General features: G+C 70.6%; 8 protein-coding genes. All 8 read left to right on the top strand.

Annotated elements, in window-relative coordinates:
• Nucleotides 1-9: 9 nt before the first annotated feature.
• Nucleotides 10-1,029 (top strand): LacI family DNA-binding transcriptional regulator, encoded by a 1,020-nt coding sequence (locus HDG68_RS12620; protein WP_172152639.1) that lies wholly within the window; start codon nucleotides 10-12, stop codon nucleotides 1,027-1,029.
• Nucleotides 1,029-2,603 carry a sugar ABC transporter ATP-binding protein gene (locus HDG68_RS12615; RefSeq protein ID WP_172152637.1) on the top strand — a complete coding sequence of 525 codons (1,575 nt, stop codon included), beginning with the start codon at nucleotides 1,029-1,031 and terminating at the stop codon, nucleotides 2,601-2,603. The genes HDG68_RS12620 and HDG68_RS12615 overlap by 1 nt, the downstream gene beginning before the upstream one ends.
• Nucleotides 2,604-2,796: 193 nt before the next feature.
• Nucleotides 2,797-3,807, top strand: coding sequence for an ABC transporter substrate-binding protein (locus tag HDG68_RS12610; RefSeq protein WP_172152635.1), 1,011 nt, complete (start codon nucleotides 2,797-2,799; stop codon nucleotides 3,805-3,807).
• A 93-nt stretch (nucleotides 3,808-3,900) separates the two neighbouring features.
• A complete protein-coding gene (locus HDG68_RS12605; RefSeq protein WP_172152633.1) occupies nucleotides 3,901-5,439 on the top strand; it encodes a sugar ABC transporter ATP-binding protein in 1,539 nt (512 codons plus the stop codon).
• Nucleotides 5,439-6,515 (top strand): ABC transporter permease, encoded by a 1,077-nt coding sequence (locus HDG68_RS12600; protein ID WP_172152631.1) that lies wholly within the window; start codon nucleotides 5,439-5,441, stop codon nucleotides 6,513-6,515. Before HDG68_RS12605 ends, HDG68_RS12600 begins: the two co-directional genes overlap by 1 nt.
• Nucleotides 6,515-7,561: a galactofuranose ABC transporter, permease protein YjfF gene (gene yjfF, locus HDG68_RS12595; RefSeq protein WP_172152629.1), complete on the top strand. Its 1,047-nt coding sequence runs from the start codon at nucleotides 6,515-6,517 to the stop codon at nucleotides 7,559-7,561. The genes HDG68_RS12600 and yjfF overlap by 1 nt, the downstream gene beginning before the upstream one ends.
• A gap of 213 nt (nucleotides 7,562-7,774) precedes the next feature.
• The gene (locus HDG68_RS12590; RefSeq protein ID WP_172152627.1) at nucleotides 7,775-13,171 is read left to right on the top strand and encodes an alpha-L-arabinofuranosidase C-terminal domain-containing protein; all 5,397 of its coding nucleotides are present in this window, start codon (nucleotides 7,775-7,777) and stop codon (nucleotides 13,169-13,171) included.
• 182 nt (nucleotides 13,172-13,353) lie between these two features.
• Nucleotides 13,354-18,056 (top strand): family 43 glycosylhydrolase (locus HDG68_RS17140; protein ID WP_172152625.1); only part of this gene is annotated, 4,703 nt, incomplete at its 3' end.

Here is an 18,056-nt window from a genome sequence, read left to right as displayed (position 1 = left end):
AGGCCTGCGATGGCGAGTACCGGTGCGGACAAGCCGAACATCCGGCAGGTCGCGCAGCTCGCCGGCGTGTCGCACATGACGGTGTCGCGGGTGCTCAACGACCACCCGAACATCCGGGAGGCCACCCGGCGCCGCGTCGAGGAGGCCATCGAGGAGCTCGGCTACCGGCCCAGCATGACCGCCCGGGCGCTCGCCACCCAGCGCAGCCGCCGCATCGGCGTCCTCGTGGAGAGCGCCGCGACGTTCGGGCCCACGAGCACGCTGTACGCCGTCGAGTCGGCCGCCCGCGCCTCGGGCTACGAGGTCAGCTCGATCCTCCTGCGGGCCGGCGAGAAGATCAGCCCGCAGGAGGCCGTGGACCACCTCATCGCGCTGGGCATCGACGCGCTGTGCGTCGTCGCGCCGCGGTCGTCGTCGATCGCCGCGCTGCGCCACATCGCCGTCGGGGTGCCCGTGCTGGTGGTCAAGCCGGACAAGGACCCGGCCTACCTCACCGTGACCGTGGACCAGCAGGCCGGCACGGTCCTGGCCGTCGACCACCTCGTCTCGCTCGGCCACCGCGACATCCTGCACGTCGCCGGCCCGCTGGACTGGCTCGACGCCCGCACGCGCGAGCGGGCCTTCCATGCCCGGGCCAAGGCCTGGGGGCTGCGGGAACGGCCGATCGTGGTGGGGGACTGGACGGCGGACTTCGCCTACGACTTCGCCCGGGGGATCCGCGAGCTGCCCGAGTACACGGCCGTCTTCGTGGCGAACGACGACATGGCGGTGGGGTTCGTCCACGGGCTCCACGAGCGGGGGTTCTCGGTGCCCGACGACGTCAGCGTGGTCGGCTTCGACGACATCCCGCTGGCGCGCCACGTCATCCCGCCGCTGACCACCGTGCGGCAGAACTTCGACGCGCTCGGCATCTCAGTCGTGGACGTGCTGCGGGCCGCGATCGAGGAGCGCGAGATCCCGGACGTGACGCGGATCCCCGCCGAGATCGTCGTGCGCGCCTCGAGCGCGGCACCGAGGAAGGTCGACTGATGGCGGCCCGGGAGACGCGTCCGGAGGCGACGGCACGGCCCGTGGTCGAGATGCGCGGGATCACCGTGGAGTACTCGGGCGTGCGGGTGCTCGACGGCGCCGACCTGACGCTGCGTCCCGGCGAGGTGCACGCGCTGATGGGGGAGAACGGCGCGGGCAAGTCCACGCTCATCGGCGCGCTGACGGGCACCGTGCCCCTGCTGGCGGGCTCGGTGCGGGTCGACGGCGAGTCCCGGACGCCCACGAGCGTCGCCCGGAGCCGTGCGGAAGGTATCGCGACCGTCTTCCAGGAGTCGCACCTGAGTCCGCAGCTGTCCGTGGCCGAGAACATCATGATCGGGCACGAGGTGCGCGGGCCGTGGGGGATCCGGTGGGCGCGGAGCAGGGAGCGGGCCTCGGCCGCGCTGGCCACCCTGGGGATCGAGGACGTCGACCCGCGCGCGCCGCTGGAGTCGCTCGCTCCCGCGACCAAGCAGCTCGTGGCGGTGGCGCGGGCCATCGTCCTCGAGCCGCGGGTGCTCGTCCTCGACGAGCCGACGTCGAGCCTGGACGAGGCCGAGGCCGCCCAGCTCCTGGGTGTGGTCCGCCGGCTGCGCGACCAGGGCGTCGCGGTGCTGTTCGTGTCGCACTTCCTCGAGCAGGTGCTCGAGGTCAGCGACCGCCTCACGGTGCTCCGCGGCGGCCGGGTGGTGGCGGAGTACGCCACGGCCGAGGTGGACCGGGCCGAGCTCATCTCCAAGATGATCGGCGAGGACATCGACGCGCTGCAGGCCCTGCACTCCCAGCGGCTGGAGCACCACTACGCGCGCTCCTCCAGCCAGGTGACCCTGCGGGCGGCGTCGATCGGCCGCCGGGGCACGCTCGAGCCCACCGACGTCGACCTCGCCCGCGGCGAGGTCGTCGGCTTCGCGGGGCTGCGGGGTTCGGGACGCACCGAGCTCGCCCGGCTGATGGGCGGCGTCGAGCGACCCGACCGGGGCGAGCTCTGGCTCGACGGCGAGCGGGTGCAGCTGCGCGGGCCCGCGGCGGCGCTGCGGCACCGGATCGCCGTGTCGAGCGAGAACCTGCGCCACGACGGCATCATCGCGGGCCTGACGGTGCGGGAGAACATCGTGCTGGCGCTGCAGGCGCTCCGGGGGTGGACGCGGCCGCTGTCCCGGCCGGAGCAGGACGCGGTGGTAGAGGTCTATCTCGACGCGCTGAACCTGTCGCACGCGGACCTGGACCGGCCCGCCGGCGAGCTGTCCGGGGGGACGCAGCAGAAGGTGATGCTGGCGCGGCTGCTGGCCACGCGGCCGCACGTGCTGATCCTGGACGAGCCGACGCGCGGCATCGACATCGGCGCCAAGCTGGACATCCAGCGGCGCGTGGCCCGGCTGGCGGGCGAGGGGGTCGCCGTCGTCTTCATCTCCTCGCAGCTGGAGGAGGTGGTGCGGCTCAGCGACCGCATCGTGGTCCTGAAGGACCGGGAGAAGATCGGCGAGCTGAGCAACGGGCCGGGCGTCACGGTGGACACGATCGTCGAGATGATCGCCGCCGAGCTCGACGGGCTGGGCCTCGACGACGAACCCTGAGCCGCCGGATCCCCGGGGCGGCGCTCGGCTGTGGCAACGGTGTTACACGATCGTGATGACGAATTCTGGGAAGACTCTTTGTGACCGGTCACATCTAGGTCTATGTTAGCGGTCACAAAGCAAGTGCCGGAGGGTCGGAGCTGACCCACGGCCGGTGGACCGGCCGTCCGGCGTCTCGAGGAGGAGAGCAGACATGGCACGGAAGATGTGGATGCGCGGCACGATCGCCGCGGTCTCGGCAGCGGCGATGCTGGCGCTCGGCGCCTGCAGCAGCGAACCGGCGTCGGAGGAGTCCGGCGGCAGCGAGAGCGCCGAGGGGTCGGGCGGCGACGAGCTGATCTCGATCGGCTTCTCCCAGGTGGGTGCCGAGTCCGGGTGGCGCGCCGCCAACACCCAGTCCATCCAGGACACCCTGACCGAGGAGAACGGGTTCGACCTCAGCTTCTCCGACGCGCAGCAGAAGCAGGAGAACCAGATCCAGGCCCTGCGCTCGTACATCCAGCAGGGCGTCGACGTCCTCGCGTTCTCCCCGGTCGTCGAGACCGGCTGGGACGCGGTCCTCGAGGAGGCCAAGTCGGCGGGCATCCCCGTGATCCTCACCGACCGTGCCGTCGACAGCGAGGACGACACCCTCTACGAGTCCTTCATCGGCTCGGACTTCGTCCTGGAGGGCGAGATGGCCGGCGAGTGGGCCGTCGAGCAGTACGACGGCGAGGGGTACAAGATGGTGGAGCTGCAGGGCACCACCGGTTCCGCGCCCGCCATCGACCGCAAGGAGGGCTTCGGCACCGCCATCTCGGGCAGCGACATCGAGGTGATCGACTCCCAGACCGGCAACTTCACCCGCACCGAGGGCAAGCAGGTCATGGAGGGCTTCCTGCAGAAGTACGACGACATCGACCTGGTCTTCGCCCACAACGACGACATGGGCCTCGGCGCCATCGAGGCCATCGAGGCCGCCGGCATGACGCCCGGCGAGGACATCAAGATCATCACGATCGACGCCGTCAAGGACGGCATGCAGGCCCTCGCGGACGGCAAGATCAACTACATCGTCGAGTGCAACCCGCTGCTGGGGCCGGACCTGGCCGAGATCGCCCAGAAGGTCGTCGCCGGCGAGGAGGTCGAGAAGCGGATCGTCGTGGAGGACCTGGCGTTCGACCAGGAGGCGGCCGTCGAGGCCCTGCCGGACCGTCAGTACTGATCGACACGTCCCGGGACGCGCCCGCGTCCCGGGACATCGACCCGCGGCGGGGCGTCGGCCCGGCGCCCCGCCGCGACCCACGGAAGGTCAACGATGACGAGCTCACCGAGCGCGGACCGGCCGGTCGTCGAGATGTCGGGAATCTCCATCGAGTTCCCGGGCGTCAAGGCGCTCGACCAGGTCGACTTCAGGCTCTTCCCCGGTGAGGTGCACGCCCTGATGGGCGAGAACGGCGCCGGGAAGTCCACCCTCATCAAGGCGCTCACCGGCGTCTACGGCATCGACGCCGGTCGTATCGTCGTCGACGGCGCCGAGCACCGGTTCTCCGGACCGGGCGAGGCCCAGGAGGCCGGGATCGCCACGGTGTACCAGGAGGTCAACCTCTGCGAGAACCTCACCGTCGCGGAGAACATCATGCTCGGGCACGAGCCCCGGCGGATGGGCGCGATCGACTGGCGCGCCGCCCGCCGCGCCGCGGCCGAGCACCTGGCCACCATGGGCCTGGACATCGACCCGGCGTCGTCGCTCGGGTCGCACTCCATCGCGATCCAGCAGCTCGTGGCGATCAGCCGCGCCATGGTCGTCGACGCCAAGGTCCTCATCCTGGACGAGCCGACGTCGAGCCTCGACGCCGACGAGGTCGCCCAGCTCTTCACCGTCGTGCGGCGCCTGCGGGACCAGGGCGTCGCCGTGCTGTTCGTGTCGCACTTCATCGAGCAGGTCTACGAGATCTCCGACCGCATGACCGTGCTCCGCAACGGGCAGCGGGTGGGGGAGTACCGCACGAGCGAGCTGGACCGGCTCGAGCTCGTCTCCACCATGATCGGTCGGTCGATGGACGTGCTGGAGGACCTGCACGTCTCGACCGAGCACGCGGTCGACGTCGAGCAGGGTGCCACCCCCTACCTGTCGGCGGTCGGGCTGGGCCGCAAGGGCGACGTCCGGCCCTTCGACCTCGACGTCTACGCGGGCGAGGTCGTGGGCCTGGCCGGGCTGCTCGGCTCGGGTCGCACCGAGGTGGCGCGGCTGCTCTCGGGCGCCGACCGCGCCGACAGCGGGACCACCCGGATCAAGGACGTGCCCACGCGCCTGCGCAACCCCCGCGCCGCCATCTCCCAGGGCATCGCGTTCTCCTCGGAGGACCGCAAGTCGGAGGGCGTCGTCGGCGACCTGACCGTGCGGGAGAACATCGTGCTCGGGCTCCAGGCGGGCCGCGGCTGGATGCGCCGCCTGCCCCGCCGGCAGGTCGACGAGATCGTCGACAAGTACATGGCGGCGCTCAACGTACGGCCCGCGAACCCGGACGCGCTGCTGCGCAACCTGTCGGGCGGCAACCAGCAGAAGGTGCTCCTCGCGCGCTGGCTCGCGACGGCCCCCCAGCTGCTGATCCTCGACGAGCCGACCCGCGGCATCGACGTCGGGGCCAAGGCCGAGATCCAGAAGCTCGTCGCCGAGCTCGCCTCGCAGGGCATGGCCGTCGTCTTCATCTCCGCCGAGCTGGAGGAGGTCCTGCGTCTCAGCCACCGCATCGGCGTCATGCGGGACCGGCACAAGGTCGCCGAGATCGTCAACTCCGACGACGTCGGTGTCGACGACGTCGTCGAACTCATCGCGAGCGGAGGAGAGCACTGATGCCTGCCACCACGGGATCACGCACCCGCCCCGCCGGCCCGCCCGGGCTGCGCAACCTCACCCACCACACCCTGTTCTGGCCGGTCGTCGCCCTCGTGGCGCTGCTCGTGGCCAACACGATCTTCAGCCCGGACTTCCTGTCCGTGTCGATCCTCGACGGCCACCTGTTCGGCGCGCCGATCGACATCCTGCGCAACTCCGCGCCGCTGCTGCTGGTGTCGCTGGGGATGACGCTCGTCATCGCGACCCGCGGCATCGACCTCTCGGTGGGCGCGGTCGTCGCCATCGCCGGCGCGCTGTCGCTGAGCTTCATCGCCACGGCACCCGACCCCGGGTCGGTGTCCACCGTGATCATCGCCATCGCGATCGCCCTGGGGCTGTGCCTGGTGCTCGGCATCTGGAACGGCTTCCTCGTCTCGGTCGTCGGCATCCAGCCGATCATCGCGACGCTGATCCTCATGACCGCCGGTCGCGGCGTGGCGATGCTCATCACCGAGGGGCAGATCACCACCGTCACCAGCGCGCCGTTCAAGACGCTCGGTGCGGGCTTCTGGCTCGGGCTGCCCGCCGCGGCGCTGATCGCCTACGGCGTCTACCTGATCGTCGCGCTCATCACGCGGCGCTCGGCGCTGGGGATGCTGGTCGAGGCGGTCGGGATCAACCCGTCGGCGAGCCGGCTGGCGGGGGTGCGGGCGCGCACCATCGTCTGGACGGTGTTCGCGCTGTCGGGGCTGTTCTCCGGGCTCGCCGGTCTGATCCTCGCCTCGAACGTCATGGCGGCGGACGCCAACAACGCCGGCCTGTTCATCGAGCTCGACGCGATCCTCGCCGTCGTCATCGGCGGGACGTCCCTGCAGGGCGGCAAGTTCTCGCTGTCGGGCACGCTCGTGGGCGTGCTGATCATCACCACGCTGACGCTGACGGTGACGATCGTGGGGATCTCGCCGCTGGTCACCCCGCTGTTCAAGGCGCTGGTGGTGATCGCGGTGACCCTGCTGCAGTCGCCGCGGGTCCGTGACAAGCTCGCCGCGCGCGCCCGCCAGCGCGCGGCCCGGCCGGAGGAGGTGGCCGCCTGATGGCGACGACGACGCCCCAGCACACGGTGGAGGGCTCCGGACCGGGAGCCCCGCGGCCCGGCGGGTCCGGGCCGGCCCGCATCGCGCGGCGCCTGCGGATCGACCGGCGCTACCTGCCCGTGGTCGGCACGTTCGTGGTGCTCGCCCTGATCCTCGCGATCGGCGGCGTGCGGTACGACAACTTCCTCTCGGTGGGCGTGCTGGCGAACCTGTTCATCAACAACTCGTTCCTCATCGTGCTCGCCGTCGGCATGACGTTCGTGATCCTCACCGGTGGCATCGACCTGTCGGTGGGTGCGGTGCTGGCGCTGTCGGCGGTGAGCGCCGCGTACCTCATCGACGCCGGGGTGCCGGTGGCGGTGGTGCTGCCGGCCGTGGTGCTCATCGGGTCGATCATCGGTCTGCTGATCGGGCTGATGGTCCACGTGTTCGAGGTCCAGCCGTTCATCGCCACGCTCGCCGGCATGTTCTTCGCCCGCGGGCTGTGCTTCGTCATCGCCCCGGAGTCGATCCCGATCACGGACGAGACGTTCGTGGCGATCGCGGGCTGGGACACCTGGATCGCCGGCCAGTGGCGGATGACGACGAGCGTGATCGTCGCGCTGGTCGTCATCGGGATAGCCTTCTACCTGCTGCACTTCACCCAGTTCGGCCGCACGGTGTACGCGATCGGCGGCAGCGAGCAGTCCGCGCGGCTGATGGGTCTGCCGGTGGCCCGCACCAAGGTGCTCGTCTACGTGATCTCCGGGACGTGCGCCGGCCTCGGCGGCCTGCTGTTCGCGATGTACTCCCGCTCGGGGTACTCGCTGACGGGTGTGGCGATGGAGCTCGACGCGATCGCGGCGGTCGTCATCGGCGGCACCCTCCTGACCGGGGGGACCGGGTTCGTGCTCGGTTCCGTGCTGGGTGTGCTCGTGCTGGGCCTGATCCAGACGATCATCACCTACGAGGGGACGCTCAGCTCCTGGTGGACGAAGATCTTCATCGGCGTGCTGCTGCTGGTCTTCGTGGTGCTCCAGCGGGTGCTGAGCCTGCGCAAGACCTGACCGACGTCCCTGCCCCCGCCGGTCGACCCGGCGGGGGCAGGGCTCTCCCGTCCCGACCACGCTGGGGAGGCCATCGACCAGAGACGATGTGAGCGCTAACACTCACTTCGACCCAGTGCTCACGCTGTTCACCGGTGCTCGACGACGAGCATCGGCGGCGGGCGGAACACCGTCCGACCCGCACCGAGTCACGCTCATCGAGGAGTAGACACGATGTCCAGAGCAGTACGCAGGTCGGCGCCGCTCGCGCTGACCCTCGCCCTGGCGCTGCCGGCCACCCTGGCCCCACCAGCAGCCGCACTCCCGTCCGTCCCCACGGCGCCGTCCGCCGTCGTCCCCACCGCCGTCGAGGTGGACGACGCCGACTACGACGCCTACGTCTTCCCCTACTTCGCCGGGGAGGGTGAGGACGGCGAGAAGATCTACCTGGCCGTCAGCGAGTCCGACGACCCCACCACCTGGCACACCCTCAACGACGGCGAACCGATCCTCGAGTCCACGCTGGGCACCGAGGGTCTGCGCGACCCGTTCCTGATCCGGCACCCCGAGACCGGCGTCTACTACCTCATCGCCACCGACCTCCAGATCTACGGCGGCGGCGACTTCGGCACCGCGCAGGAGACGGGCAGCCGGTCGATGATGGTCTGGTCCTCGCCCGACCTCGTCAGCTGGTCCGAGCAGAGCGAGATCGAGCTCGCACCCGAGAACGCCGGCAACCTGTGGGCCCCGGAGGCGCACTGGGACGCCGAGGCCGGGGAGTTCGTCGTGTACTGGGCGTCCGCCCTGTACCCCGACGACGTGGCGCCCGAGGACCGCGACATCAACACGTCCTACCAGCGGATGATGTACGCCACGACTCCCGACTTCTCCGAGGGCAGCTTCAGCGAACCGCAGCTGTGGATCGACATGGACCGCGGGGAGGGCCGCGGCATGATCGACTCCACCATCGCCGAGATCCCGGGCGACGACGGCAGCACCTACTACCGCCTGACCAAGGACGAGGCCGACTACACGGTCCGCCAGGAGGTCTCCGACGACCTGCGCCGCACGCAGGGCGTGACCGACGGCGACGGCTGGGACCTGATCGCCGAGCAGATCGGCGTCGGCCAGCCCAACCCGTGGGGCGGCACGTTCACCTCCGGCGAGGGCCCCACGATGTTCCCGTCGCTGACGGACGACCGCTGGTACCTCATGATCGACCAGCCGTCCTACCACGGCGGCGAGGGCTACCTGCTCTTCGAGACCGACGACCTCGCCTCCGGCGACTGGACGTCGCGCCCCGACGTCGAGCTGCCCTCCAACCCGCGGCACGGCACCGTGCTGCCGATCACTGCGGCCGAGCAGACCGCGGTCATCGAGGCCTACCAGCCCGAGCTGCTCGCCGAGGGCGTCTCGCTGGACCGCTCCGAGCTGTCGCTCGAGCCGGGGGACAGCAGGACCCTGCAGGCCACCGTCACGCCGATCACGGCCGTGGACCGGTCCGTGACCTGGTCGTCCGACGACGAGTCCGTCGCCACGGTGGACGCCGACGGCGTGGTCACCGCGGTGGCCGAGGGGTCCGCCACGATCACCGCCACCTCGAACGGGGGGCACGGCACGGCGTCCGCGACCGTCACGGTCGCGGCGGCGACGCCGGCCCCGCTGCCCGAGGACGCGTGGGTCGACGAGTTCGAGGGCGACGCCCTCGACCCGCGGTGGACCGTCGAACGCGAGGAGGCCTCGGCCTGGTCGCTCGGCGGGGGAGCGCTGACGCTGCAGTCGCAGCCGGGTGACACCTACCAGGGGGACAACAGCTACGAGAACATGTTCCTCGTCGACGTCCCCGCCGGGGACTTCGTCGCCCAGACGTCGCTGGAGGCCACGCCGACGGCGGACTTCCAGGGCGCCGGGATCATGGCGTGGCAGGACCACGACAACTACGTGCGCGCCGGGCTGACCCACGCCTCGGTGTTCGCGAACGGTCCGGTCGGCATCGAGACCGGCACGGAGACGAGCGCCGCGTACGCCGCGACGTTCGCCGCCCGCGAGGACTCCACCGGGGAGACGATCCGGTTGGAGCGCACCGGGGACGAGTTCACCGTCTCCGTCTGGGACGACGTCGAGTGGACGCAGGTCGCCACCACGACGCTCGCCCCCGGCACGACGCAGATCGGTCTGTACGCGTTGGCCGCGGGCAGCGCCCCCAGCCACGAGGTGGTCTTCGACTACTTCGCGCTGGTCGAGCCCGAGGGTGCCGACATCGTGCCCGACGGTGAGTTCACGCTCGCCGGTCCGGACGGTCGCTACCTGGTCGACGACGGCGGGCTCGCCCTGGTCGACGAGCGTCCGGCGGCTGCCACGAGCTTCGAGGCCACGGCCGCCGGCGGCGAGGACGGCACGTCGCCGGTCACGCTGGCCACGCCGGACGGCCTGCCGCTGGTGCTCGACGGCGACCGGCTCACCGTCGGCGCCGAGGGTGACGAGGCCGCGGTCGTGCGGCTCTCCGACGTCGGCGGCGGCACGCTCGCCGTGCTGGTCGGCGACCAGGCCCTGGTCGAGGGTGCCGAGGGTGCCCTCGTCCTGGGCGACCCGGCCGAGGCCGCGCGCCTCGTGCTCGTGCCCGTCTCGGTCACCGAGCACCAGCTCGCGATCGACGCCGACGCCGAGCGCACCGACATGAGCGACGACCTCTACGGCGCGTTCTACGAGGACATCAACTACGCGGCCGACGGCGGCATCTACGCCGAGCTCGTCCGCAACCGGTCCTTCGAGTTCAACGGCGCCGACAACGGGTCGTTCACCGGCCTGACCGCCTGGGAGCAGGTGGGCGGCGGCGACATCGCCGTCGAGTCGGACGAGGCCGAGTGGCTGAACGAGTCCAACCGGTTCTACCTGACAGTGGACTCGGACGGCACGACCGGTGTGGCGAACTCCTCGTACAACGAGGGCGTCGCCGTCGAGGACGGAGCGTCCTACGACGCCTCGGTCTGGGCCCGGTCCGCCGTGGCGCAGGACCTCACCGTCCAGGTGGTCTCCGCGGACGGCGAGACCGTCCACGCCACCGGCACGATCGCCGTCGACGGCTCGGACGAGTGGAAGCAGTACGAGACCGAGCTGACGGTGTCCGGGACGGCGAACGACGCCCGGTTCCAGGTGGTCTCGGGCGCCGAGGGCACGCTGCGCCTCGACATGGTGTCCCTGTTCCCGCAGGACACCTGGGTCGGTCCGGTCAACGGCAAGAGCCCGCTGCGCAAGGACCTGGCCGAGATGGTCGAGGAGCTGAACCCGAAGTTCCTGCGCTTCCCCGGGGGCTGCGTCACCAACGTCGGCACCTTCGACACCTACCTCGGCTCCGACGGCCAGGACCGCACCCGGACCTACCAGTGGAAGGAGACCATCGGCCCGGTCGAGGAGCGCCCCACCAACTGGAACTTCTGGGGCTACAACCAGTCGTACGGCATCGGGTACCTCGAGTACATGGAGTGGGCCGAGGACCTCGGCGCCTTCCCGCTGCCCGTGGTGTCCGTGGGCGCCAACGGCTGCGGCTCGTCCATCCCGGAGATGCACCCCGGCGACGAGAACTTCGACCGCTGGGTCCAGGACACCGTGGACCTCATCGAGTTCGCCAAGGGTGACGTCGACACCGAGTGGGGCGCCGTGCGTGCCGAGCTCGGCCACCCGGAGCCCTTCGAGCTGCCGTACATCGGCCTGGGCAACGAGGAGAACACCACGACGTTCGAGGAGAACTTCCCGGCGTTCCGCGACGCCATCGAGGCGGAGTGGCCCGACGTCACCATCATCTCGAACTCGGGACCGGACGACACCGGCGCCCGGTTCGACGAGCTCTGGGAGTTCAACCGCGCCCAGGGCGTCGACATGGTCGACGAGCACTACTACAACGACCCGTCGTGGTTCCTGCAGAACACCGAGCGGTACGACTCGTACGACCGCGAGGGCCCGCACGTGTTCCTCGGCGAGTACGCCTCGCGCGGCAACACCTGGGGCAACGCGCTGGCCGAGGCGGCGTACATGACCGGGCTGGAGCGCAACTCCGACCTCGTCGAGCTCGCCTCCTACGCCCCGATGTTCGCCAACGAGGACTACGTCCAGTGGACCGCGGCGAACATGATGTACTTCGACAACGACGAGTCGTGGGGCACCGCGAACTACTACAACCAGCGGTTGTTCATGAACAACGTCGGTGACGAGGTCGTGCCGAGCGAGCACACGGGTCCGGCGGCGCCGGGCAACGGACCGCTCGACGGCGGCGTCTTCCTGTCGACCTGGGCCACCCAGGCCGCCTACGACGACGTCGTGGTCACGGACAGCTCCTCCGGCGACGTGCTGTTCTCCGAGTCGTTCGACGACGCGGCGGCGGTCGCTGAGAACTGGGCGCCGGTCGCCGGGTCGTGGGCCGTGCAGGACGGCGAGTACATCCAGTCGGGGACCGCGAACGACGCCCGATCCGTCCCGACGGACGGCTACGACGTCGACTGGTCGAACTACACCCTCGAGCTCGACGCCAGGAAGATCTCCGGGAACGAGGGCTTCCTGGTCGGGTTCGCCGCCGGGGGACCGAACGACTACTACTGGTGGAACCTCGGCGGGTGGAACAACACCCGGTCGGTCCTGCAGAGGGCCGACGGCGGCAGCGCCGGCGAGGTCGCCGCGCTCGAGGGCCAGGCGCTCGAGACCGGTCGGGACTACCAGGTCAAGGTCGTCGTCGACGGCCGCACCATCGAGCTCTACCTCGACGGTGAGCTGCAGCTGACCTACACCGAGCCGGCCGAGAAGTCGCTCTACCAGGTGGTCACCCACGACGAGGACACCGGCGAGATGATCGTCAAGGTCGTCAACCCCGGTGCCTCGACCGCCCGGACCGATGTGTCGGTCACCGGGGCGTTCGAGGTCGCCTCCGACGTGGCAGTCACCGAGATGGTCGCCGACCCGTCGGCGGCCAACACCAAGGCGGACAAGACCCAGGTGGTCCCCGTCGACCGGACCTGGGACGGCGGGGCGAACGCGTTCGCCTACGACTTCCCGGCCCACTCGGTGACGTTCCTGCGCCTCGCCGAGGCCGAGGACGAGCTGGTCGAGGTGACGCCGGAGCGTCCGACCTGGACGGACGAGTGCGGTCCGGCGAACGTCACGGGTGCTCCGTTGCCTGAGGTCGAGGGCGTGGAGTATGTCGAGACGCGCAAGAACGACGGTGGGGTGAAGGTGGTGGCGACGCCGCTGGAGGGTTACGTCCTGAGCGACAAGCCGTCGTCGACGAAGAACCCGGAGTCGTGGACGTGGACGAAGGGTGACTCGGGTGAGGAGTGCCCGCCGGAGTATCCGGCGTGGGACGCCTCGACGGTGTACACCGCGGGTGACCGGGTGTCGTTCGAGGGGTCGGTGTTCGAGGCGACGTGGTGGACGCGGGGCGACGAGCCGGGTGCTTCGCCGTACTCGTCGTGGCAGGAGATCGCGGAGACCGCCGAGGGTGTCGCGGTGTGGACGCCGTCGCGGATCTTCACCGCGGGTGACGTCGTCGTCCACGACGGCGAGACCTACACGGCGAAGTGGTGGACGCGGAACCAGGTGCCGGCGTCGTCCCCGTGGGGTCCGTGGGAGGTGAGCGCCGGCTGACCGCCTGACCCGCCCCGCCCGATGTTGTGGGCATGAGATCTGCAGGCTCGGACCTTTCCAGGGTTGCAGATCTCATGCCCACAACCGGCGGGCGGGGCCGGACATCCAGATGCACGCAAGCACCCGTGTCCGACGGCGGACGCGGGACCGGCGACGTCGCCGGCGACGACGAGGAGTCATCGATGACCTCACGATCTCTACCCTCCGGACGGCGCAGGAGCGCCGCACGACGTACGGCGGCCGGACTGCTCGGCCTCGCCCTCGCAGCACCCGTGGCCGCCGCGACGCCCGCGGCGCACGCCGCCGAACCCAGCACGGACGGGCTGCTCGCGCACTACCCGCTCGACGGCGACGTCGTCGACGCGACCGGCAACGGCCTCGACGGCACCCTCGACGGGACCGCCGACTTCTCCGAGCTCGGCCTCGGGTTCGACGGCGACACGTTCGTCGACCTGCCCGACGACATGGTCGACGGCGTCACGGACGTCACCGTCGCCGCCGACGTGTGGATCGACCCGGCGCTGAGCGGCAACTACTTCCTCTACACGTTCGGCAACCCGGCCGTCGGGAGCCCGCAGTCGGGCGACGGCTACCTGTTCAGCACCGGTGACGCGAGCTACCGGGCCGCGATCTCTGACGCAGCGTGGGGTGCGGAGCAGAACACCTCCGACGACGAGGCCCTGCCGCGGGGGCAGTGGGTGCACGTGGCGTACACCCTCGCCGGCGGGACCGGCACGCTCTACCGGGACGGCGACGTCGTCGCCACGAACGACGCCGTCACGCTGACGCCGGCCGACATCGGTGCCGGGTCGACCGTGTCGAACTTCCTGGGTCGATCCGCCTACGACGCGGACGGCCTGTTCGAGGGCCGGATGAAGGACGTGCGCCTCTACGACCGGGCGCTGGCGTCCGGCGAGGTCACCGACCTCGTCGCGGCAGAGGCCGCACCCGTCCTCGCGGCGGACGTCGAGGCGCTCGACCTGGGCGACACGACGGGGGTGCGGGACGACCTCGACCTGCCGGACAGCGCGCCGGGCGGCTCGGCCGTGACCTGGGCGAGCTCGGACGAGACGGTCCTCGGTGCCGACGGCACCTACGGGGCGCCGGCCGCGGCCACGGAGGTGACGCTGACGGCCACCCTCGACCAGCGCGGGCAGACCGCGACCAAGGACTTCTCCGTCACGGTGCTGGAACCTGCCGGCGACGTCGAGCAGGCGCAGGCCGCGGCCGACGGCCTCGAGGTGACGAACCTCGACGACGTCCGCGGCAACCTGACCCTGCCGACCACCGGGGCGCACGGCGCCACCGTGGCCTGGGCGACGTCGTCGGACACCGTCACCCCCACCGGTGAGGTGACGCGGCCCGCCCACGGCGAGCCGGCCGAGGAGGTCGAGCTGACCGCGACCGTCACCGTCGGCGAGGCGTCGGCGGAGCGCGTCCTCACCGCGCACGTCCCCGCACTGCCGGAGCAGGAGGACCTCGAGGGCTACCTGTTCTCCTACTTCATCGGGGAGGGCTACGCCGACGGCGAGCAGGTCTACTTCGGCCTGTCGCAGGGGAACGACCCGCTGAACTACCAGAACCTCAACGACAACGAGCCCGTGCTGACCTCCGAGCTCGGCGAGGAGGGCCTGCGCGACCCGTTCATCATCCGCTCGCCGGAGGGCGACAAGTTCTACCAGATCGCCACCGACCTGCGGATCTACGACGGCAACGGCTGGGACGCCGCGCAGCGCCAGGGGTCGCGGTCGATCATGGTGTGGGAGTCCACCGACCTGGTGAGCTGGACCGACCAGCGCCTCGTCGAGGTCTCACCGGAGACGGCGGGCAACACGTGGGCGCCCGAGGCGTACTACGACGAGTCCATCGGCGCGTACGTCGTGTTCTGGGCCTCGAAGCTCTACGCCGAGGACGACCCGGGCCACACCGGCGACTCCTACAACCGGATGATGTACGCCACCACCCGCGACTTCGTGACGTTCACCGAGCCGCAGGTCTGGATCGACCCCGGCTACTCCGTCATCGACTCCACCGTCACGCTCCACGACGGCGAGTACTACCGGTTCACCAAGGACGAGCGGAACAACACCTCGTCCACGCCCTGCTCGAAGTTCATCACCGCCGAGAAGTCGACCGAGCTCCGGTCCACCGACTACGAGTACATCACCGACTGCATCGGCGCGGCGAACTCCCTCTCCGACGGGATCAACCAGGGCGAGGGGCCGACCATCTTCAAGTCGAACACCGAGGAGAAGTGGTACCTCTTCATCGACGAGTTCGGGGGCCGCGGCTACGTACCGTTCGAGACCACCGACCTCGACGCCGAGGAGTGGGCCATGTCCACCGACTACGAGATGCCGTCGCGGCCCCGCCACGGCACCGTGCTGCCGGTGACGCAGGCCGAGTACGACCGCCTGCTGCGCCACTACCAGCCGGACGCCTTCGTGGAGGCGGTCGAACCCGTCGAGGTGACCGTGCAGACCGGTGACGCGCCGATCCTGCCGGACGCCGTGCCGGTGACCTACGCCGACGGGTCGACCGGTACCGCCGAGGTCACCTGGGACGAGATCGACCCGGCCGAGTACGCGGAGGCCGGCCAGTTCGAGGTCGCGGGCGTCCTCGGGCAGGGCGTCTCCCTGCCGGCGAGCGCCGTCGTCACGGTGACGGACGAGCCCGTCGCCGTGGAGTCGCTGTCCGTGGCCCCGGAGAGCCTGGAGCTCGCCGTCGGTGGTGAGCGTGCGCTGAGCGCGACGGTGCTCCCGGCCAACGCCACGGCCCGGGAGGTCACCTGGTCGGTCGCGGACGGCACGGTCGCCACGGTCTCCGCGGACGGCGTCGTCGTCGGCGTCGCCGAGGGGACCACGGTCGTCACGGCGACGACGGCGGACGGGGCGTTCGGCGTGGACGTCCCGGTGACGGTCACGACCGAGATCCCCGGGCTCGTGGTCCGCTACCCGCTCGACGAGACGTCGGGCACGACGGCGGCGAACACGGCGGGCGGCGCCTTCGCCGATGCGACGCTGGAGAACGGGGCGTCGTTCACGGGGACGGGTGTCGCGCTGGACGGCGTGGACGACTTCGTCGACCTGCCGGACAACCTGCTCGCCGGCATCGAGGACGTCACCGTGACGCTCGACGTCCGGATCGACGACGCGCAGTCGAGCCCGTACTTCATCTACGGGCTGGGCAACTCCAGCGGGTCGGCCGGGGACGGATACCTGTTCACGACCGGCAACGGGTACCGGACGTCCATCGCGACGGGCAACTGGACCACGGAGCAGACCGTGGCCAAGGGCTCGAACCTCGATCGCGGCGTGTGGAAGAACCTCACCTACACCCTCGAGGGCAGCACCGCGGTCCTGTACGAGGACGGTGTCGAGGTCGCGCGTCAGTCGGGCGTCACGATCGACCCCGCCGACATCGGCGACGGCGAGACCGTGGCGAACTACCTCGGTCGCTCGCTCTACTCCGGCGACAACCACCTCCACGGCGACGTCGCCGACTTCCGGATCTACGACCGGGCCCTCGACGCGGGCGAGGTCGCGACGATCGGAGTCGACCACACGGCGGTGACGGGTGTGGAGCTCGCCGAGCTGAAGGTCGACGCGATCGTCGACGGCTCGACCAGCACGGTCACGCTGCCTGTCGAGCCCGGGACGGACACCTCTGCTCTCGCTCCCACGCTCGAGGTCTCGGACCAGGCCGAGGTCGCGCCGTCGAACGGCTCGGTGCAGGACTTCAGCGAGCCGGTGGAGTACACCCTGACCGGGCCGGACGGCGCGGAGCGGACCTGGACCCTGCGGGCCGTCGAGATGAACAGCCCGGTGCTGCCGGGCAACTACGCCGACCCGAACATCGCCCAGTTCGGCGACACCTTCTACCTGTACGCGACGTCGGACGGGTACCCGGGCTGGGGCGGCCAGGAGTTCTACGTCTGGTCGTCCACGAACCTGGTCGACTGGGAGCGGTCGGACGAGCCGTTCCTCACGCTGGACGGCGAGGACGGTGACGTGCCGTGGGCGACCGGCAACGCCTGGGCCCCGACGATCATCGAGAAGGACGGGAAGTACTACTTCTACTTCTCCGGCCAGAACCCGGACCACGGGCACAAGACCATCGGCGTGGCCGTGGCGGACGACCCCGAGGGACCGTTCGTCGCCCAGCCCGAGGCGATGATCACCAACACCGAGGCCGTCACCTCCGGGCAGGCGATCGACCCGGCCGCCTACGAGGACCCGGCGACCGGCAAGCACTACCTGTTCTGGGGCAACGGGTCGCCGGTGTACGCCGAGCTCAGCGACGACATGCTGTCGGTGAAGCAGGACACGATCGCGCGGATCGACGGGCTGGACGGGTTCCGCGAGGGACTGTTCGTCAACTTCCGCGACGGGCTGTACCACCTGACGTACTCGATCGACGACACCGGTTCGGAGGACTACCGCGTCGGGTACGCCACGTCGGACAGCATCGACGCTCCCTGGGACTACCAGGGCGTGATCCTGTCGAAGGACACCTCGCAGGGGATCCTCGGGACGGGACACAGCTCGATCCTGAACGTCGAGGGGACCGACGACTGGTACATCGCCTACCACCGCTTCCAGATCCCGGGCGGGGACGGGACGCACCGCGAGACCACGATCGACCGCCTGACGTTCGGTGACGACGGGCTGATGCAGCCGGTCGTGCCGACGCTGACGAGCGTCGATCCGGTCGACGTCGCCCCCGAGCTGTTGGAGGTGACGCCGGAGCGTCCGACCTGGACGGACGAGTGCGGTCCGGGCAACGTCACGGGTGCTCCGTTGCCTGTCGTCGAGGGGGTCGAGTATGTCGAGACGCGCAAGAACGACGGCGGGGTGAAGGTGGTGGCGACGCCGCTGGAGGGTTA

The sequence above is a fragment of the Isoptericola chiayiensis genome (genome assembly GCF_013149805.1).
Lineage (GTDB): Bacteria > Actinomycetota > Actinomycetes > Actinomycetales > Cellulomonadaceae > Isoptericola > Isoptericola chiayiensis.
This window is presented reverse-complemented; position numbering and strand designations above follow the sequence as displayed.

Excerpts from the sequence above, each read along its gene's own strand:
- HDG68_RS12620 (WP_172152639.1), top strand. The coding sequence starts at position 10 with ATGGCGAGTACCGGTGCGGACAAGCCGAACATCCGGCAGGTCGCGCAG.
- HDG68_RS12615 (WP_172152637.1), top strand. The coding sequence starts at position 1,029 with ATGGCGGCCCGGGAGACGCGTCCGGAGGCGACGGCACGGCCCGTGGTC.
- HDG68_RS12610 (WP_172152635.1), top strand. The coding sequence starts at position 2,797 with ATGGCACGGAAGATGTGGATGCGCGGCACGATCGCCGCGGTCTCGGCA.
- HDG68_RS12605 (WP_172152633.1), top strand. The coding sequence starts at position 3,901 with ATGACGAGCTCACCGAGCGCGGACCGGCCGGTCGTCGAGATGTCGGGA.
- HDG68_RS12600 (WP_172152631.1), top strand. The coding sequence starts at position 5,439 with ATGCCTGCCACCACGGGATCACGCACCCGCCCCGCCGGCCCGCCCGGG.
- yjfF (WP_172152629.1), top strand. The coding sequence starts at position 6,515 with ATGGCGACGACGACGCCCCAGCACACGGTGGAGGGCTCCGGACCGGGA.
- HDG68_RS12590 (WP_172152627.1), top strand. The coding sequence starts at position 7,775 with ATGTCCAGAGCAGTACGCAGGTCGGCGCCGCTCGCGCTGACCCTCGCC.